This window comes from uncultured Psychrobacter sp. (assembly GCF_947488565.1).
Lineage (GTDB): Bacteria > Pseudomonadota > Gammaproteobacteria > Pseudomonadales > Moraxellaceae > Psychrobacter > Psychrobacter saeujeotis.
Genome location: NZ_CANKZC010000002.1, coordinates 615575 through 633922, shown reverse-complemented (window position 1 = coordinate 633922; position 18348 = coordinate 615575). Strand labels below are relative to the sequence as shown.

Sequence of the window (18348 nt, the reverse complement as noted above, 5' to 3'; positions counted from 1 at the left end):
ATTTTGGTATTTAAAGAAATTGAGACCAGACAAAGAAAGTTTAAAGGGACGTTTGGTAACGTATAAAAAACCCCTACTATGCTTGTATAGTAGAGGCTTTTAGTATGTACGTTAGGTCATTTATTGGAGCAGTTTATAGCGACGATTGTAACCTAATCATCCATATCTCAGAGCGCGTACCCAGTCTAAACGGTACAGGACCAAACCCATAACCTGAAGAGACTAAAAACTGCGTATCCTTTATATTTTTGGTGCCGTGTACCAGTGGTTGAAACCACTGCTTCAACAGCGTTAATGGGAATATCTGCCCGCCATGCGTATGCCCCGATAAATGCAAATCTACAGGCAAATCACTAATCTCTTTTAGCGCTGTAGGACGATGCTCCAAAAACACCGTTGGCTTATCAGTATCGACCTTCGACAGTAATTCAGAGGCTGATAAGCGCGTCGAATCCACATCGTCCGAGCGTCCGACTAACCATACCGAGTCATTAAGCAGCACACTCTCATTATCAAGTACAGTGATACCTGCCTTGGTTACCGCCTCAGCGATTGCTTCTTCGTACCCTAAATAATCATGGTTGCCTAAAACCGCGTATACGCCAAGCGGTGCGCGTAGTTTTGATAAATGCTCGTGCATGTTGGTTTTGTCATAATAGACGGTAGTATCATTCATCACGTCACCTGCCAGCACCACCATGTCGGCATCTTGAGCATCGATGAGATTGACCAACCTATCTATCTGTCGACTGCCAAACCATCTGCCTAAGTGCGTATCGGATACTAAGGCAATATCTACTGGCTCATCTAATGGTTTGGTTGTCGTAACCGTTAATTGATGTACCACTGGCGAGTAAGCATTAAACACCGCTAAACTTACGATACCAATATATGTCACGATGCCGAAGCTACGTATGAGCTTAGGTCGGCGCTGACCTCTTAATAACTTGTAATATATCAGAGCAATAGCTGAGGTAATTATCGCCGCATAGATCATAAAGCCTTGCAAAATACCAACGACTAAATAGACATGAAAACGCTCACGCCAAAACTCACTAAGCCCATAAATGAGCGCCACATTATTAATAATAAAAACGGATGATATAATTGCTTTTTTTGTAATCGAACGTCTTGGCTTGATAAGCCACCATAGAATGATACTAGTCATTAACGCCAATATTTGGGTAACGACAATAAAGAAAAACCACATAATAATATCTGATCAAATAAAGATGCGGCTATCTTACGCCAAGTTTCTTACGCGCTGAATACAGATATTTTATTTCATTGAGGTTTCATGATTTTTATATCTCTATAGTGTTTAAACACCCAATTTAGTCAGTCATTTTTGACAGATACAATTTAACAGCCTTTTGAATTAACCACGTTTCACATGAAACCATACTATCTTCTATACCTTTCAAATTTTTATTAATTCTGCTCTTCTAACGCCTGCTTGAGTGTCGGTTGCTTAAAATTGTATCCTGCGTCCTGCAAGGCTTGTGGCAATACCTTTTGCCCATCAACGAGTAGTGTCGACATCTCACCGAACATCAACTTTAGTAAAAATTCTGGTAACGTAAAAAACGTTGGACGATTTAACCATGATCCAAGCGCCTTGGTAAAAGTATGATTGGTTACAGGGTTAGGCGCAGTAAGGTTATACACCAGCGCTAGCGTATCATTTGTGGTTTTTAGCGAGTTATTATCTGTCATTTGAGTGTTCGCAGGATCAGCAAGAGACTTTTCAATAATAAATATCGCAGCCCCTACCCAGTCTTCGCGACTAACCCAGCTCATTATTTGCTTGCCATCACCTAATTGGCCACCAACGCCCATTTTAAACGGTGTTAAAAGCTTACCTAGCATACCGCCGTCAGGATGAATCACCACACCAGTGCGCACAATAACTACCGGTACGCCATGTTTAGTCGCTTTGAGTGCTAGTTGCTCCCAATCGTCACACAATTTATGAGCAAAATCTGTCTCAAAACCACTGCTTTCAGTCAATGGTTTATCGCCTTGCGTGCCATACCAGCCAATGGCTGAGCCGCTAACTAGCAGTTTAGGCTTGGCGCTACTGCGTGCAATAAATGCTAATATTGACTCGGTAGGCTTCACACGGCTCGCAAGCAGTGTTTCTTTGCGCCCATCACTCCAGCGCGAGTCTGCTATTCCAGCACCTGCTAAATTGAGAATCACATCAAAGCTTTTATCAGTCCCTGCAAGCTCATCATAAGTCATCATAGCAATATCGTCAGGGTGTGCTTGGCTGCTATCGCGAGTAAGCCAAGTAATCTGCAGCTCTTTATTTTGTGCGCGGTAACGTGTCATAAGCTCACGACTAAACGCACTACCTAAGAATCCTGAGCCACCACTGATCAAAATATTCATGTCCTACTCCCTAATTATTTTTAGCACTATGATTAGTGTGACAAAAAATAAGCTACAAAAACAATAGGATAATTGTAGAAGTAACTACTTAAGTACAGATTTAGAATATGCAACTTGGCAGCCGCATAGAAAAAAGCATAGGATAAGACAGACTTAATTTAGGTAATTAAGTCATAGGTAGTTGGCTGGTAGAAAAGCGCCGATAAAACATCAGTATTTTATTCATATACTATCTGATTATTTTCCCTGTTAAGGCATCTCCGATCTGGCTTGGCAACTTATAACCTAGTGTATCTCCTGTTAGATAATGCACTTGTTGGTCCAGATTACTGTGTTCATTGTCGTTAAGAAAATAGGCCTGTGCTTGATTTAACGTTAGCGCTGGGGGTTTTCCTGAAGGGTTACAGCTTGTCGACACAATAAAGCCGTAAGGATTGTCTGGTGAAACCATCTGCGTACATAGCTGTTGGACTAGAGGGTGCGCGATAATACGTACGGCCACACTATCGTGTTCTCCAGTAATCCATGACGGAATAGGCACAGTAATCTGTTTTGATAAGGGTAATAACCAAGTATGAGCCTGCTTTAAGATAGCTTCTGGGTGCATACGCCAACTCTCAAGGACCGTCTGACGTTGACTGTCGTTTAGGTCATCTAACAATGGCGCTATACGGTGAACATCGTCAGTGACGACAATCATCCCTTTGTGTATTGGCCGCTGTTTCATAGCTAATAATTGCTGCACTGCCATTTGGTTAAATGGATCACAGCCGATACCCCAAACGCTTTCTGTTGGATAAGCAAGTAGCTTCCCTTCTTTAAGCCAGTCAGCAGCTTGAATGACAGAATTAGTAGTAAAGGGCGCGGATTGTTTCATGACTTGAGTGCTTCAAAGAGATAGGAGTTTAAGCACTCATAATAACATATGACAAAGAAAGACTAGGATAGCAGAGTTTGAAATTACCAAAATTGTTCTTGGTGTAAATACTCAATAATTGGAATAAAGAAGAACTTTAAGGTAACTAAAACATAGTTTTAGACGCGTAAGTAGCGCCCGCCTTGCACACTGATAACTCCTAATAATTCAAGCTCCATCAATTGGCCTATTAGCTGCGGTGGGGCCATTTTGGTGGTCACTAACAATGCATCTAAATCCTGTCCATGCCAGTCAAGTTGCTCATAAACCGTTAGTAAATGTTCAGCGACGTTTATAGCGCTACCAGAAGACTTAAGAGTAGATGATGACAAGTGATGAGTAGCGGTAGCGGGACGGCTGTTTAGATCTGACGAATGAGAAATGGGGCTGATATTTGATGTGGTTCTCGCGGCTCTTTTGTACGAGCGACTACCATAATCTAGCTGACTATTAACATCCTCTATGACTTGTTTGGGATGATAAATCAACGTCGCACCTTCACGTATCAGATGATGACAGCCTTCTGCATTACTATTATCAATATGACTTGGAATCGCAAAGACTTGCTTGCCTTGCTCAGAGGTTAGGCGCGCGGTAATCAAGGAGCCACTTTGGATGGTGGCTTCGGTCACAATCGTCGCCAAGCTCAGTCCAGCGACTAGTCGATTGCGACGTGGAAAAGTATGTTTGTGCGGCTGCGTATGCGGCAGTAACTCACTGACAATACAACCACCTTGCTCGATAATTTGTGCGAACAATTTGTCATGATGATTGGGATAATGCACATCAATCCCTGTACCCATGACCCCTATCGTACGGCCTTGAAGTTCAACGTCTGTTTGGGACAGTGCGCCTAGATGTGCCCGCTTATCTACACCCATTGCAAGCCCGCTTGTCACGACGTAACCTGTTTGCGCTAAGTACTGTGCAATGTCAAAAGTAATCTTTTGCGCATGTGCTGTTGGCTTTCGACTACCGACGATAGCGATTTGAGCTTGATGCAAACGTGCGCTATTACCTCGATAAAACAGCAACGGCGGTGGATCATATATCTGTAAAAGCTGGGAGGGATAAGCGGGCTGATCGGCGAATAGTAGACTATAGCGTTTTTCTAGCAACGCCTGCTGAATTTTATCAATATTGGCGAGCGTTTGATCTGGCTGCTCATGACGTTTGAGATGAGTATGATGAATACCCAACTGACGCCATGCTTCTACCGTCGCTTGCCAAGCAAGCTGCGCATCGCCAAAAAACGTCATAAGTTTATGATAAGCAGATAATGACGCATTCACCTCATACCACAGTGCTAAGGTTGTACGCTGTTCAATTGATAAAGAAGGCGAATGTTCCATCATGACTGCTTACTCTTAGATAATGATATAAATGCCTATAGATAAGGCGGTGGCAACAGTTGATCGCCCACATTCAGGGGTAGCTCTGAGCTTAAAATATAAGCATAGCTAATATCATCAAAAGTATTAAATACCATCGCCATACCAGCAGGCTCGCTTGGCAAGCGTACGGGTGTGTCATTGTCCATGGTATCGCGTACTAAAGGGCCTTTTCGATAGACTGTCAATACATCACCAGGTTTAGCCCCTTGGTTACTACCCAAGTTGATTGCCACCACACTACCCTTCGCCGCAGAGCTGATTGAATCCATCACTCGAACGATCAATCCGCCGCGGTTTACCGTGGCAGGCGCAGGATAGAATACTGGCGGAATAGAGTCGTCTAATTCGACAAACACGCGATCGCCTTCCCGTACTTCTTTGCCATAAGAGTCCGTCAATTGCAGGCTGCTCACACCGTTCTCTTCAACACTCGTTACCAAGCCAGTGGCTACTTGCGTCACTTCAAGGCCAATAACCTCTTGGGTTCTAGGTTCGACATACATCTCACCTTCACGATACACCCCGTAGCGTTGGCCAACGATAAGTGGTATTCCTTTGGTATAAATCTTATCGCCACTAGCGGTGATCAAGTTACGATTTTTGGACGCTAATACATAAGGGGTAGTATTAAAGTCTTTTGGATTAACGATAATTGTTTTGTCCAACCAGTGCTGGATCGCCGCACGTGGAATCGCCGGAATACTATTGGCAACCGAAGTGACTGCAACGGTACTAGCTACTACATTGCCTGTTACTTGTCTTTCAATACCTGCGCAGCCCTCACCTGTATCTACACCGATTAGCGTCTTACCTTGAATCACACATAAGATAAGCACATCGTTGGGATAGATTAGGTTGGGATTTTTAATGTGTTTATTGGTGGCCCAAATCTCTTTCCAACGCCACGGGCTATCTAGATAACGACCTGATATGTCCCACAATGTATCGCCTTTTTTGACGATATAGCGGTTGGGTGCATCGGCTTTGATAGTTGGCGGCGGGTTATTAGCGTGAGCAGTATTTATCAGCATCGCACCACTAAAAGCAGTAGCAATCAGCGCTTTTGCTATAGAGTTTAGACTCATTTTCATGATTGTATCCACAAATTTTAAAATACAGCGTAAATAGAATTTTGTTTTATTACTTATCCTTGCAAGATTGAATCCAACAAGTTATTAGAATTGCTTATTAAGTAACGAGACAGTTAAAATTACAATTATATACACAATAGCATATAACCAGACATCTATTTACAAAAATTTAAGTCATACGATAGTTTGCGCAGTCCTAAACTATTTCAATGATCAGGATTAACTATATCGGTAAGCTAAGTACAAAAAAGCCTTACTATCCGATATATGGAGAGTAAGGCTTATATTAATATGTATAAAGTTTCACGTGAAACAAAATATTTGAGCTTATGTTTACAAGGTAAAATTATGGCAAGTTAGCCGTTACATGTTGACGAATCTGCTTAGCAACCAACTCTGCTTTATTGTCCAAAACGATAACATGTTGCGGCAATTCTTCTAATCCTTCGGTGTGAGCAGGACGCTCAATGTCTATTTGACCAACAGCTTCAATGATCGTATCTGCAAATTTGACTGGCAACGCCGTTTCTGCACAGATGATAACTTCACCATTTTGCTGCAATTCTTTAGCGACTTTAATACCATCAGCAGTATGTGGGTCAACCAATTCGCTGTATGTTTCGTATAAAGATTTGATCGTTTGTAGGCGGTCAGCGTGTGTAGATTTGCCTGCAGCGAAGCCATAACGAGTATTAACAGCCTCTAACACATCCGATAAATCAAAACCTTGGCCAGACTTTACGCCCTCAAACAATTCATGGACGCGCGCGCTGTCTTTTTCTAGTAATAGATAAACAAAACGCTCAAAGTTTGACGCTTTAGAGATATCCATTGATGGGCTTGAAGTCACATAGGTTTTATCAGTCGTTCGTGGCTGGTAAGCCCCTTGATTAAAGAAGTCATTTAACACATCATTTTCATTAGTCGCGACGATTAAACGTCCTATTGGTAGTCCCATCTCACGCGCAATATGTCCTGCGCAAATATTACCAAAGTTGCCAGACGGTACACTAAAGCTGACTCGTTCATCGTTGCTATTCGTTACCGCAAAGTAGGCTTTGAAGTAATACACAATCTGCGCTAAGATTCGCCCCCAGTTGATGGAGTTGACCGTGCCTAGATTGTAAGCGGCTTTAAACTCTGCATCTTGCTGTAAGGCTTTGACGATATCTTGACAATCATCAAACATCCCATCGATAGCGATATTATGGATATTATCATCGGTTAAGCTATACATTTGTGCGCGCTGGAAGTCGCTCATCTTGCCATGTGGTGACAGCATAAAGACTTCGATATTTTCTTTACCGCGCAGCGCATACTCTGCTGCACTACCCGTGTCGCCACTAGTCGCGCCTATGATCGTAATACGTGCGCCTTGACGCTTGAGCACATACTCAAAAGCGTTACCCAAAAACTGCATCGCCACATCTTTAAATGCAAGCGTCGGCCCATTGGATAAGCCTAAAATATAAAGGTCATCTTCAAGCTTACGCACCGGTACAATATCATCACTACCAAATACATCGGCGGTATAAGTACGATCAATAATGTCTTTAAGATCAGCATGCGGAATATCAGTAGCAAAACGCTGCATGATGGCCAATGCCAGCTCAGGGTAGCTAAGATGACGCCACTCTTTTAACACTTCATTATCAACCGTTGGATAATGCTCCGGTAGCATCAGGCCGCCATCCGGAGCAAGCCCCATCAATAGCACATCACTAAAATCCATCGGCGCTGTCTGACCACGGGTACTGATATATTTCATAGTGCATCCCTACTTAAAACGTCTAAAGTTAGTTTTTAGTACCTGAATCTCAACCTCGTATAAACTATGATGAGCTGGTATTTTAGCCTACCGTAATACATTTAAAAGACTGAAAATAAGGTTCTGGAATATTGTATTTTATTGAGCAGACTTTTGCAGCAGCGCATAATAAAAACCATCACCGCCATCGCTATCCATTGGTAGACACTGACGACCAATGTCTTGCGCCATACCCCAGTTACAAGCTTCCGTCAATTCGATGGCAGATGCATCACTATGGCGAGCGGTAAAGTCTTGCATTTGCTCAACGTTTTCTTGCTTTAAAATTGAGCAAGTCACATACAGCAAATAGCCGCCTACTTTTACTTGTGGCCACAAGTTATCTAAAATTTGCGCTTGTAACTGTACTGTTTGAGCAATATCTTCTTCGTGACGTAATAAGCTAATATCTGGATGACGACGAATCACCCCAGTCGCGGTACAAGGTGAATCTAACAAGATAGCATCAAATACTGCTCGGTCTTGGTTTGATTTTTGCTTTTTAGATTCAGAACCACCTTGCCATGTCGTCGCATCAGCGCAGACGATATCAAGCTTGATGTCAGTCTTGGCTGAGCTTTCTAAATCGTCCTTTTGCAAATTTAAACGCGCTAAATTTTCATGAATACGTTTAATGCGTGAAGCTTCGTTATCGATCGCTGTAAGCTTGATAGTATTGGTTTTATTTGTACCATCACTAGGTTTCACATGAAACAATGATGACTCATCGTCTACGGTTAACAGCTCTAACCAATGTGCAAGTTTGCCACCTGGGGCGGCACAAGCATCTAATAATTGGATTGTCGACGCTTTACTCTCTCCTTTTTGATTATTCTTATCAGTTAGCTGATTATCATTGGTCAGCTTGTTAGCTAGCGCAAGCTCTATCAGTGGCGCAGCAAGTTGGGCATGCATATCTTGTACACTCGCCACACCTTCTGCAAATTGAGGTAAAAAACTGACCGCCGTGCTTTGTTCTAAACGTAATGCTTGAGTCACTGACGTAGTAGTTTTAACGGTATCAGTGAATTGTAAACCGCTTGATAATTCGATCAGCTCGTTGCTAATATCGGCATCGGTAAGTATTTGTTGATATTCACTGGTTGATTTAATGGCAGTGTTCACACGCAAAAACATCGGCGCAGGCTGGCGTAAACCTTGCGTCAACGCTGCATACTCATCACTCCAATCTTGTTTAAGCTGATAAGCGAGCCAGTTGGGCAAACTGTGGTTCTTGTCGCATTTTTTACGGAATTTATTGGTGTTTCTGGCGACTTTACGCAGGATCGCATTGACAAGACCAGAAGCCCGCGCAAATTCAATTTCTTTGGTTGCCTCTACCGTTTCATGAATAGCGGCATGGTCAGCTACCTCTAAGTAAAGTAGCTGTACAAGACCCACTTGAATAGCAGTGCGCACCTCAATCTCATCAATAGGGTTGTCAGCTAAGCTATCAAGTAGCCTTGCAAGTGCGTGCCATTGACGCAGCGTGGTTAATAATAATGCATGTGCAAAGCCTTTATCACCGTCGTGTAAGCTATTTAGTAGGGGATCAAGCACACTTGAGAGTGACTGACCCTGTTGAATGGCAAGTAAGCTGCGAATGACGCGTACGCGCACGCTACCCGTCATCTTAAGGTTACTGGACGGTTTATTGTGGTTGTTAGTGCTTTTAGACGCAGTTGCGTTATGTCTCATTAGTATTCATATCCTATACGCATTGGAGCGTCTGCAGTGATTAATTGAATTCGGGACCAAACTGGTCACCATCATCGAGCTGGTTGCCATGACAGATTTGCTCAGCGCTAACGGGCTTACCACCTGCAAACTGCAAATGAGTAACGGCTAAAGTAGTGGCTGATGATTCAGTTTTACTCGCTTTACCACAAGCGACTAAAATCGCTTTACGTCCCACGCTGATAACAGTGCCAGAAGGTTCTGTGGTTTGCTGTGATGGGTTTGCAGGCAAGCTGTTTAATACTTTTACGCGCGCACCGTTTAAAAACGTATAAGCGCCTGGCCAAGGCGTTAAACCGCGGATTTGACGCTCAATAATGTTAGCTGACTGCGTCCAATCAATCTCGCCCTCAGTTTTTACCAGTTTTTCAGCGTAATTGGCTTGCTTGTCATCTTGTACAGTCGCCTCTGCTTGGTAATTCGACAAATCTTGTAGGACAGTGCTGATAGCCGCTGCTCCTAAATCAGCCAATTTGTCGTGCAAGCTTGCAGCTGTATCATCATCAGCGATAGTACAGCTGACTTTGTAGAGCATATCGCCAGTATCCAAACCTTTATCCATTTGCATAATGGTAATGCCAGTCTTGGTATCCCCTGCCAATAACGCGCGATGAATAGGCGCCGCGCCGCGCCAGCGCGGTAGAAGTGAAGCATGGATATTTAAACAACCATAAGTTGGGATATCTAATACACCGATAGGCAAAATCAAACCATAGGCTGCGACAATCATAATATCAGGCTGATAGCTTGCCAATGTCTGTCTAGCAGCCAAGCCTTCAGTATTGGATTTTTTGAAGGTAGCAGGCTGCTCGATGGCAATATTATGAGTGAGCGCTACTTGTTTAACAGCAGAGGCAGATAGTTTTTGACCGCGGCCTGCTTTGCGATCGGGCTGCGTATATACCGCAACGATGTCTATATTAAGTTGCTCTTGCTGAGCGATGAGTGATTCAAGGCTAGCAGCAGCAAACTCAGGTGTACCTGCAAACACCACGCGCAATCGATTGGTTTGTATCCTATCATTAGAAACAGCATTAGTTGTGGTCATAGCACCATATTATATATTGTGTGATTGGTCGTCACATTATAGGTGAGTTTACAGCGTTGTGCCATAATTGTGAGCTGAGTTATCCATTTGCAGATAGCTATCGTTGTCTTTAATTTATAATGACTCTCTTGACTTAGTCTGTGTTGACATTATGCTAGTGACTTTTGCTGTTTATAGGTACTTATCTAGTTGATATTCGCTAGTCGATAGTTAGTTTAGTATGTTTAAATGATAAACCAAACGGCCACGCTATGTTCAATTTAAAGCTCAAGTAAACATCTAAATTCGTATAATTGTCATAACCGTAAGAGGAACAAATTTGTTACTATAAAGTTTTACCTAACTTTTTTTACTAATACCTCAACCTTTACCTTACGCCTAAAGGTTTGTAGATAATAGCGCGGCCAAAGCGCCCTATCCAATAAATAGATTATATTATTTTAGCTTACCATCGCACTGTATTGTCGCGCAGGTATAGGAACATACCCACATGCAACAGTTTCAGTCATTAAAACGTCTGCTTTTCTTTTATATTTTGACGCTGCTAATAATGCTGGCTTTATACTATGCCATGATGCTTTCGACGCTCAAAACTCAGAGCCAAACGCATAGCCAAGTTGTGTTTGCAGCGTTGCAGCATGAGATTATTGATCACGCCGTACCGACAGAAACTGAAATCGAAAACATCGTTACCAAACCTTTTTTTCAAGACATAAGCTACCAGCTGACTTTTATGCTGCCGTCTGGACAAACGTATGTTTATCATCACATACAACCTCAAGAAGCCGAGTTTACTAGCGTGACTTTTCCTACGCTTACCTCAACATCTACTACAAATAACAGCTCGTATCAGATAGATAATGAGACATTAACTGGTAGAATCAAGCTTGAAAACAGTCATCAGATATATGTCGTACTGCGTCACCAACCTCTCAATATAAGCTGGATATCCTATCGATTTTGGTTGCCACTAATGACAGCGATTATGTTATTTAGTTTGGCATTGCTTTATGCGCTTAAACGCCGTACTAATTGGGAGCAATTGATACAATATACGGACAGTTTAGCGATAAGCTCTAAAGAGGCCTATATACCGCCTCCATTCGTCACAGAAAAAGCCACTCCTGAGTTTTTACGTCTCGGCCATACCCTAAGCCGCATCAGTTATCAGCTTCATGACCATCATCGCCGTATTAAAACACTCAATCAGCGTCTAGAGCACCTAGTCGATCAAGCCCCTTTACCAATGTTAATGGTCATGCGCCAAGGTCACATCAGTTTTTTTAACCAGCGTTTTGAGCAAGTTTTTACCACAGCCTTTCAACGTCATAACCATTATAGCTTGACGGATTTTTTGACCGGCAGTGACAAAGCGACTCAGCAACTGCTACAAAAGCTCTCTACGCTACGCGTTACTCGTAATCTATTGGTTTATGGACTAGAGGACAGACAAGCCTATCAGCTACACATTACTCCATGGTTTGGCGCTCATGGACAAGTTCATGGGTTTACAGTGATACTTAATAATATCGATAATCTCATTACGCAAGCTGATGACCTGCACCTGCAAAACCAACAATTACAGCTGCAGATAAAAGAGTTTACCAAGCTTAGGTCTATTATTGGTCATGAGCTACGCACACCATTGAACGCTATTATCGGCACTTTAGGGTTGATAGAGGCGCATCGATTAACGCCAAGGCAGCAAGAGGTGCTGTCGATGTTAACCCAGTCTAGCCAGTCAATGCTGGCGATGCTAAACGATATGCTCGATATGGCAAAGATAAAAGCAGGAAAAGCAGATATCGTGAATGAGCCTACTGATATCTTTAAGCTTGGACAACATGTTAGCGATTTAATGATTGGTAGCGCACGTCGGCAAGGTATCAATCTGTTGTATTTTTTTATGCCCGATAGCCCGCGTTATATCAGCACAGATGGCAACCGTTTACGTCAAATTCTTCTCAATTTACTAGATAATGCCACCAAATTCACCTCATCAGGTTATGTAGCACTGGTTATAGAGCCTATTACTTATGAACAGATGCGTTCTATCACAAGCCCTGATAATAAGCGCACCTTAACCACTATTGCACGCAATCAAAATTTAGCCCCCGACAATCGCTTACCCAATACCGTTACCAATACTGGCGCTGAGCATCAGTGGATGCGTTTTAGTGTCAAGGATACTGGCATTGGTATCGCAGAGTCTGAACAAGATAAGCTGTTTTCTTATTTTAACCAAGCAAATCGGCAAATCAGCCAAAATTTTGGCGGTACAGGCTTGGGACTGGCCATTTCTAATAGCTTTGCTCAGTTGTTGGGCGGGTTTATCCAATTAGATAGCGAACTTGACGTAGGTAGCAATTTTGCTCTTTACCTGCCTTGTCACCAACCGACTTATCAGCCTATTTATCACTTTCATAGTAGTCTCATGCATATTCGTTTTATCGTTATTGTAGAGCAAGACATCTGCGTAAGCTTTTTCCAGCATTTGTGCTCACACTTATCATTGCCTGTGAGTATCTATACGGACTTAGACAACAAAGCCGCTCAAAAACTGTATGAGCAGCTAGAGCTTGAAGCAAAAACCTTACAACCCATACTGTTGTTGGATTATGAGTATTATGAAACCTACACTCACTTAGCGCCCGTGACTGGCGCTACTGACGACCCAAGCATAGGTAATCAACAAAGACTTGTTAACAGTGAACAAAGTCAGGTTATTCATAAATTATTGAACGATACCTCTTTGCCAAAATTGTTATTGAGCATGAAACCTGAGCGCAGTATTCCATCCTCCTTTTTAGATCAGTTTGATGGGTTTTTGAATAAACCTTTAGACGTGGCTTTGTTGTTATCTGAGCTCATCCGTTTATCACAGTCTACAACCGTCTCGCATAAACACAAAGATACTGGTAAAACCTCTGAGAGTACAAAAAAACCAACGATGGATAATAGCACTGTAGAGGTGGCCAGCGCTCCTACCATATTAGTCGTCGATGACAATCTAACCAACCAAAAAATTACTTGTAAGATGTTGGATAAGTTGGGCTATCCTAGCTTGGTGGCAGATAATGGTCGACAAGCCTTAGAACGACTTGATGCGCAGCGACAACAAATCTCTTTGATTCTTATGGATTGCCGAATGCCAGTCATGGATGGTTTGCAAGCCACTCAAGTCATACGCTCGCAAGGGAGTAGTATTCCCATTGTCGCATTAACTGCAAATAATACAGAGGAAGATCGCGAAGCTTGTCGCCTAGCGGGAATGGATGATTTTTTAGCAAAACCTATTAATAAAGATAAGTTAAAAACAGTCTTGCAAAGCCTAATGACAGCCGAATAAGTTATTTAACACCGTCAAAAGCTGTCAGTAGGCTTTATTGTTTTCTACTGTGTTACCTGATGCTACGATACGGATTATTTCATAAAACCATTGTCAGCCAAAAAATCTTCAGTAATTTGACTTTGCGGGCTTGGTGCGCTCATGCTTCCTGTTTGCGACTTGCCTAACAGACGCTCCAAATAGCGAGCAACGATATCTACCTCAATATTGACCTTGCTACCTACCAGCCAGTGTTTGGCGATATTGGTTACTTGCGCGGTATGCGGAATGATATTGAGGCAAACGATATTGTCACGTACTAAGTTGGTCGTCAGACTGATACCATCAACGGTGATAGAGCCTTTGGTCGCAGTATAATGCGCCAGCTCTTTAGGTATCTCAATTTCAATATAGATAGAGCGCGCGTCTTGTTGCAGCTTACTGACGCGTCCTACCCCATCGACATGACCGGCAACGATATGACCACCAAAACGTGTGGTCGGTAACATGGCTTTCTCCAAATTAACGATATGACCTGCTTTTAACTCTTCTAAAGCTGTTCGGGCAATAGTTTCACGTGAAACATCAACAGAATAAGAATTACTACCCACTTCTACTACAGTTAAACAAATCCCATTTGACGCAATAGAGTCGCCCAATTTGACATCACTAAAGTCCATGTCGTTCGACTCTATAGTTAGACGGATATCACCGCCTGTAGGCTGCATAGACTTTACTTTTCCGATATTTTCTATAATTCCGGTAAACATATAGACCTCGTGTTTTATCGTGTTGCTGTCGTTGACAACGTGTTTTGCTTAATTAGTGTACGTTTATATAAGATAAGCTTTAAGAAAATTTGATTATTTTTAATCCTATGATGGGATAAGTTGTGGATAAGTAAGAATAAATAAAGTTATACCTCAATAAAAACCCTTTTTTATACTAAGTTATCCACAAAGTAGTATTTTAGCTTTACTATATCGATTTTCTTGCAAAATAACTGTAAGTGTATGATTTATATATATTATTTTCAATATAATTTTAAAATATTCAATTTATAGTTTCATGTGAAACAAAGTTATACACAGTTTCATGTGAAACAATAAACTCCTCTATAGGGTTATTATAAATACCGTGCTTCGATCATAACTGTCTACAGCTGTGGATAAATTGTTTATAACTTATGACTCATAAAGGATATAAGGTCAATTTAAGATCAGGGCCAAGCTGCTCATGACAGCTTATTTTAAAACGCAGCTGCTCGGATAAAGATAATGGATTAAAAGCAACCATCGGCCGTGCCTTTTCACCTAATAAACAAGGCGCTTGATAAACAATAAGCTCATCTACCAGTTGTTGACTTAAAAAACTGCTAGCGACGCTTGCACCCGCCTCTACTAGTATGTCATAGCATTTATATTCGCTGACCAAATCTTTTAATAATGCAGTCAAATCATCATTGCGCCAATAAAGCGTATCCAAACGGCGGCATAGCTGATAATCGGACTGCAGACTATGGTCTAAACGTTGACGCCTATCCAACACTACAACCATAGGAGCTGGTACTTGCCCAGCTGACACACCCAATTGACTAGAGCGCACGTTAAGTTGTGGATCATCAGTAATGACGGTCTCACTACCAGTGACAATCGCACCACTTAGGGCGCGAAGTTTTTGTACATCCTCGCGAGCTGCTGTCGAGGTAATCCATTTTGACTCTCCTGTCGCCATCGCGGTGCGACCATCAAGACTGGTGGCAATCTTAAGCCGAACGTAGGGCATTTGAGTACGCATCGCCTTTAAAAACCCGCGGTTTAATCCTTCTGCTTGTTCTGTCAGTACGCCCACTGTCACATCGATACCAGCCTGCTCTAACAGCTTTACACCGCGTCCCGCTACTTGCGGGTTCGGGTCTAGACCTGCAATTACTACGCGCTGTACGCCTGCCTTTATCAGACCTAAAGCACAAGGCGGCGTACGCCCTGTATGACTACAAGGCTCTAAAGTGACATAGGCGGTGGCACCGACCGCGTGCGCACTTGCATCTTTAAGCGCAAATACTTCTGCATGTGGCTGGCCTGCCTTGGGATGAAACCCTTGACCAACCACTACCCCTGCTTGGACAATGACGCAGCCCACAGCAGGATTGGGTCTTGTGGTGTATAAACCTTGCTTGGCTTGCTCAATCGCCAGCATCATAAAGTAGCGGTCTTGTGCATCTTGCGCGTGGTTGGAGGTAGACATAAGAATCGGCTTAATTTATAAAGAATGTGTGACTATAAAAACGGTACAACGAGACTGGTATAAGTTTTTTACAGCCTCTGTCAGCGTAGACGCAGCAAGCAAAACTTATACCAGTTGCACCTCACATTACAAGGTATTGATTTTATTTGGTATCAACTATAGCTTATTTTTCATTAGGACGGATATTGGCAATCTCTTGATGAAACGCATCAATATCTTGAAAGTCACGATAGACACTGGCAAAGCGTACATAAGCGACATCGTCTAAGGTTTTCAGCTCACTCATGATAATCTCGCCCAAGACCTTACTACTAATCTCCCGCTCTCCCATCTGTCTAACACGTTTCTCAATACGGCTAATCATCGCCTCTTGCTCGTCAATGGTGATAGGGCGCTTTTGTAGCGGCAATAAGATAGAGCGGCGCAGCTTTTCATTATCATAAGGCTCAATTTTGCCACTCGATTTGATGATACGTGGCATTACCACTTCGACCATCTCAAAGGTGGTAAAGCGCTCTTGGCAACTATTGCACGAGCGGCGGCGACGCACTTGCGCACCCTCTGCTGCCAGACGTGAGTCAATCACTTTGGTATCCGACGCATTACAGTACGGGCAGTGCATAGCGTTTCCTTATTTACTATTCAAAGTAGATGGCGTTATCGACAAAGTTATTTTTGCTGATTAATGATTTTAAAAAGTGAGGGCTCTACTTCAATTAGCCCATAAAAGGCTTTATTTACCAATACAGAAGCTACCAAATATCTTACCTAACAAGTCATCAGCACTAAACTCACCAGTGATCTCGCCCAAGCTTAATTGCGCTTGGCGTAAACTCTCAGCGACCAGCTCCCCTGCTTGAAAGACCATTAGCTGCTCATGCGCTTCTGTCAAATACTCAGCTGTCCGTCTAAGCGCATCTATATGACGGGTACGGGCAATGAGGCTATTCTCTGGTGGATGGAAGCCGACTTTAGCACATAATTCTTCGATTAATGTATCAATGCCAGCACCTGTTTCACATGAAACATTTACTTGCTCATAACCGCGATTAGTGATTTCATTTTGCGAGATCGTCATCGCTATCTTATCTTTGCTATGAGTCAACAAATCACTTTTATTGGCAATGATTAATAGTTTCTTGGTAGCTGGTAATTCGCCGAATAACTGCTCAGCAAGCTGCAACGGTGTGGTATCTTCTTCAAGATCTCGAGTAACATCATAGACCATCAGTAGCATATCAGCTTGCTTAATAGCGGTACGCGCCCGTTCGATACCAATACGCTCCACGGTGTCTTCGGTATCGCGCAGTCCTGCGGTATCAGTGAGATGCAGGGTCAGGCCATTTAGCACGACGGTTTCTTGTAGCGTATCACGCGTGGTGCCTGCCACATTGGTAACGATGGCGCGCTCCTGCCCTGCCAGACGATTGAGTAAGCTTGATTTGCCAGCATTAGGACGCCCTGCCAACACCACGTGAATCCCATCACGTAACAGCTGACCTTGTTTTGCCGTTGCCAACACTTGCTGTATTTTATCTTGGGTTTGTTCAAGCTTGTTTTGAATGACGCCATCAGATAAAAAGTCAACGTCCTCTTCATCAGGGAAGTCGATGGCGGCTTCAACGTGCAGACGCAGATGAATAAGCTGCTCTAATAGCTGATTGATCTTTTGCGAAAACTCCCCGCTTAGCGAACGAATGGCACTACTCGCCGCCGCCGCGCTCGTGGCATCAATAGCATCAGCAATCGCTTCTGCTTGCACCAGATCTAATTTATCATTGTCAAAAGCGCGATAAGAAAACTCTCCTGCACTGGCCTGTTTGGCACCCAGTTCAAACACGCGAGCAAGCAGCTGGTTTTGCAAAATCATGCCACCATGCCCTTGCAACTCAATCACATCTTCACCAGTGAACGAATGCGGGCCTTTAAAGTACAGTACCAACCCTTCATCGATGATAGTGTCATCTGCCTGATAAAACCGACAAAAACTGGCCATGCGCGGAGTAAACGCTGTCTTGCCTGTGAGCTGACAAGCAATGTCATAAGCACGCGCACCTGATAGCCGTATCACACCGACGCCGCCACGCCCAAGTGGTGTGGCAATCGCGGCAATCGTGGCCAATCCAGATGAGTTAGGCTTTTCAGATGAATCAGGTACGGCTAACGCCATCTCTAAGGAATCCACAGTTACTCTCAATAGCTAAAAGCTCCATTATAGACGGCTGAAGGCAGACTGACAAAACAAACTTTATATCCTAATGCAGGGTATATGTTTGAGCTTTTATGACGCTGTATCAGCGTTCTGCTTACCTACCAGCAAAAAATATTATAAATAAATTACCTATAAAAAAAACCACCGTTTGCACGATGGTTTTTTTATTCAAAG

13 protein-coding genes are annotated in these 18348 nt (G+C 42.9%); 1 reads left to right on the top strand and 12 read right to left on the bottom strand.

The window, feature by feature from the left end; translation table 11 throughout:
• Positions 1–133 precede the first annotated feature (133 nt).
• The 8 genes from Q0890_RS06955 to fmt all read right to left on the bottom strand — a co-directional run bounded on the left by Q0890_RS06955 (position 134) and on the right by fmt (position 10387).
• A complete protein-coding gene (locus tag Q0890_RS06955) occupies positions 134–1210 on the bottom strand; it encodes a metallophosphoesterase (RefSeq protein WP_299218885.1) in 1077 nt (358 codons plus the stop codon).
• A 221-nt stretch (positions 1211–1431) separates the two neighbouring features.
• Entirely contained in the window at positions 1432–2394 is a 963-nt protein-coding gene (locus Q0890_RS06950) for a DUF1731 domain-containing protein (RefSeq protein ID WP_299218883.1), read from the bottom strand.
• Positions 2395–2623: 229 nt separating this feature from the next.
• Positions 2624–3271 carry a Sua5/YciO/YrdC/YwlC family protein gene (locus Q0890_RS06945; RefSeq protein WP_299218881.1) on the bottom strand — a complete coding sequence of 216 codons (648 nt, stop codon included), beginning with the start codon at positions 3269–3271 and terminating at the stop codon, positions 2624–2626.
• Positions 3272–3429: 158 nt separating this feature from the next.
• On the bottom strand, positions 3430–4662 hold the full coding sequence (gene dprA / locus Q0890_RS06940; RefSeq protein ID WP_299219023.1) for a DNA-processing protein DprA: 1233 nt from the start codon (positions 4660–4662) through the stop codon (positions 3430–3432).
• A gap of 35 nt (positions 4663–4697) precedes the next feature.
• The gene (locus Q0890_RS06935; RefSeq protein WP_299218880.1) at positions 4698–5795 is read right to left on the bottom strand and encodes a LysM peptidoglycan-binding domain-containing protein; all 1098 of its coding nucleotides are present in this window, start codon (positions 5793–5795) and stop codon (positions 4698–4700) included.
• A 346-nt stretch (positions 5796–6141) separates the two neighbouring features.
• A complete protein-coding gene (gene thrC, locus Q0890_RS06930; RefSeq protein WP_299218878.1) occupies positions 6142–7563 on the bottom strand; it encodes a threonine synthase in 1422 nt (473 codons plus the stop codon).
• A 138-nt stretch (positions 7564–7701) separates the two neighbouring features.
• Positions 7702–9300 carry a transcription antitermination factor NusB gene (locus tag Q0890_RS06925; RefSeq protein WP_299218876.1) on the bottom strand — a complete coding sequence of 533 codons (1599 nt, stop codon included), beginning with the start codon at positions 9298–9300 and terminating at the stop codon, positions 7702–7704.
• Positions 9301–9340: 40 nt separating this feature from the next.
• Positions 9341–10387 (bottom strand): methionyl-tRNA formyltransferase, encoded by a 1047-nt coding sequence (gene fmt / locus Q0890_RS06920; RefSeq protein WP_299218874.1) that lies wholly within the window; start codon positions 10385–10387, stop codon positions 9341–9343.
• 490 nt (positions 10388–10877) lie between these two features.
• Between fmt and Q0890_RS06915 the strand changes: the two genes are divergently transcribed.
• On the top strand, positions 10878–13736 hold the full coding sequence (locus tag Q0890_RS06915) for a response regulator (protein ID WP_299218872.1): 2859 nt from the start codon (positions 10878–10880) through the stop codon (positions 13734–13736).
• Between the two features lie 74 nt (positions 13737–13810).
• On the opposite strand, the gene Q0890_RS06910 is transcribed toward Q0890_RS06915, so the two are convergent.
• From Q0890_RS06910 to mnmE, 4 genes are all read right to left on the bottom strand, one after another.
• A complete protein-coding gene (locus tag Q0890_RS06910) occupies positions 13811–14485 on the bottom strand; it encodes a riboflavin synthase (RefSeq protein WP_299218870.1) in 675 nt (224 codons plus the stop codon).
• Positions 14486–14906: 421 nt separating this feature from the next.
• Entirely contained in the window at positions 14907–15962 is a 1056-nt protein-coding gene (gene ribD / locus Q0890_RS06905) for a bifunctional diaminohydroxyphosphoribosylaminopyrimidine deaminase/5-amino-6-(5-phosphoribosylamino)uracil reductase RibD (protein ID WP_299218868.1), read from the bottom strand.
• A 163-nt stretch (positions 15963–16125) separates the two neighbouring features.
• A complete protein-coding gene (nrdR, locus tag Q0890_RS06900) occupies positions 16126–16584 on the bottom strand; it encodes a transcriptional regulator NrdR (RefSeq protein WP_058369796.1) in 459 nt (152 codons plus the stop codon).
• 111 nt (positions 16585–16695) lie between these two features.
• On the bottom strand, positions 16696–18132 hold the full coding sequence (gene mnmE / locus Q0890_RS06895) for a tRNA uridine-5-carboxymethylaminomethyl(34) synthesis GTPase MnmE (RefSeq protein ID WP_299219021.1): 1437 nt from the start codon (positions 18130–18132) through the stop codon (positions 16696–16698).
• Positions 18133–18348 lie beyond the last annotated feature (216 nt).

Coding starts and splice junctions, on each gene's coding strand:
- ribD (WP_299218868.1), bottom strand. CDS start 15,962: ATGTCTACCTCCAACCACGCGCAAGATGCACAAGACCGCTACTTTATG.
- Q0890_RS06915 (WP_299218872.1), top strand. CDS start 10,878: ATGCAACAGTTTCAGTCATTAAAACGTCTGCTTTTCTTTTATATTTTG.
- thrC (WP_299218878.1), bottom strand. CDS start 7,563: ATGAAATATATCAGTACCCGTGGTCAGACAGCGCCGATGGATTTTAGT.
- nrdR (WP_058369796.1), bottom strand. CDS start 16,584: ATGCACTGCCCGTACTGTAATGCGTCGGATACCAAAGTGATTGACTCA.
- Q0890_RS06910 (WP_299218870.1), bottom strand. CDS start 14,485: ATGTTTACCGGAATTATAGAAAATATCGGAAAAGTAAAGTCTATGCAG.
- mnmE (WP_299219021.1), bottom strand. CDS start 18,132: ATGGCGTTAGCCGTACCTGATTCATCTGAAAAGCCTAACTCATCTGGA.
- Q0890_RS06925 (WP_299218876.1), bottom strand. CDS start 9,300: ATGAGACATAACGCAACTGCGTCTAAAAGCACTAACAACCACAATAAA.
- Q0890_RS06935 (WP_299218880.1), bottom strand. CDS start 5,795: ATGAAAATGAGTCTAAACTCTATAGCAAAAGCGCTGATTGCTACTGCT.
- Q0890_RS06945 (WP_299218881.1), bottom strand. CDS start 3,271: ATGAAACAATCCGCGCCCTTTACTACTAATTCTGTCATTCAAGCTGCT.
- Q0890_RS06955 (WP_299218885.1), bottom strand. CDS start 1,210: ATGTGGTTTTTCTTTATTGTCGTTACCCAAATATTGGCGTTAATGACT.
- dprA (WP_299219023.1), bottom strand. CDS start 4,662: ATGGAACATTCGCCTTCTTTATCAATTGAACAGCGTACAACCTTAGCA.
- Q0890_RS06950 (WP_299218883.1), bottom strand. CDS start 2,394: ATGAATATTTTGATCAGTGGTGGCTCAGGATTCTTAGGTAGTGCGTTT.
- fmt (WP_299218874.1), bottom strand. CDS start 10,387: ATGACCACAACTAATGCTGTTTCTAATGATAGGATACAAACCAATCGA.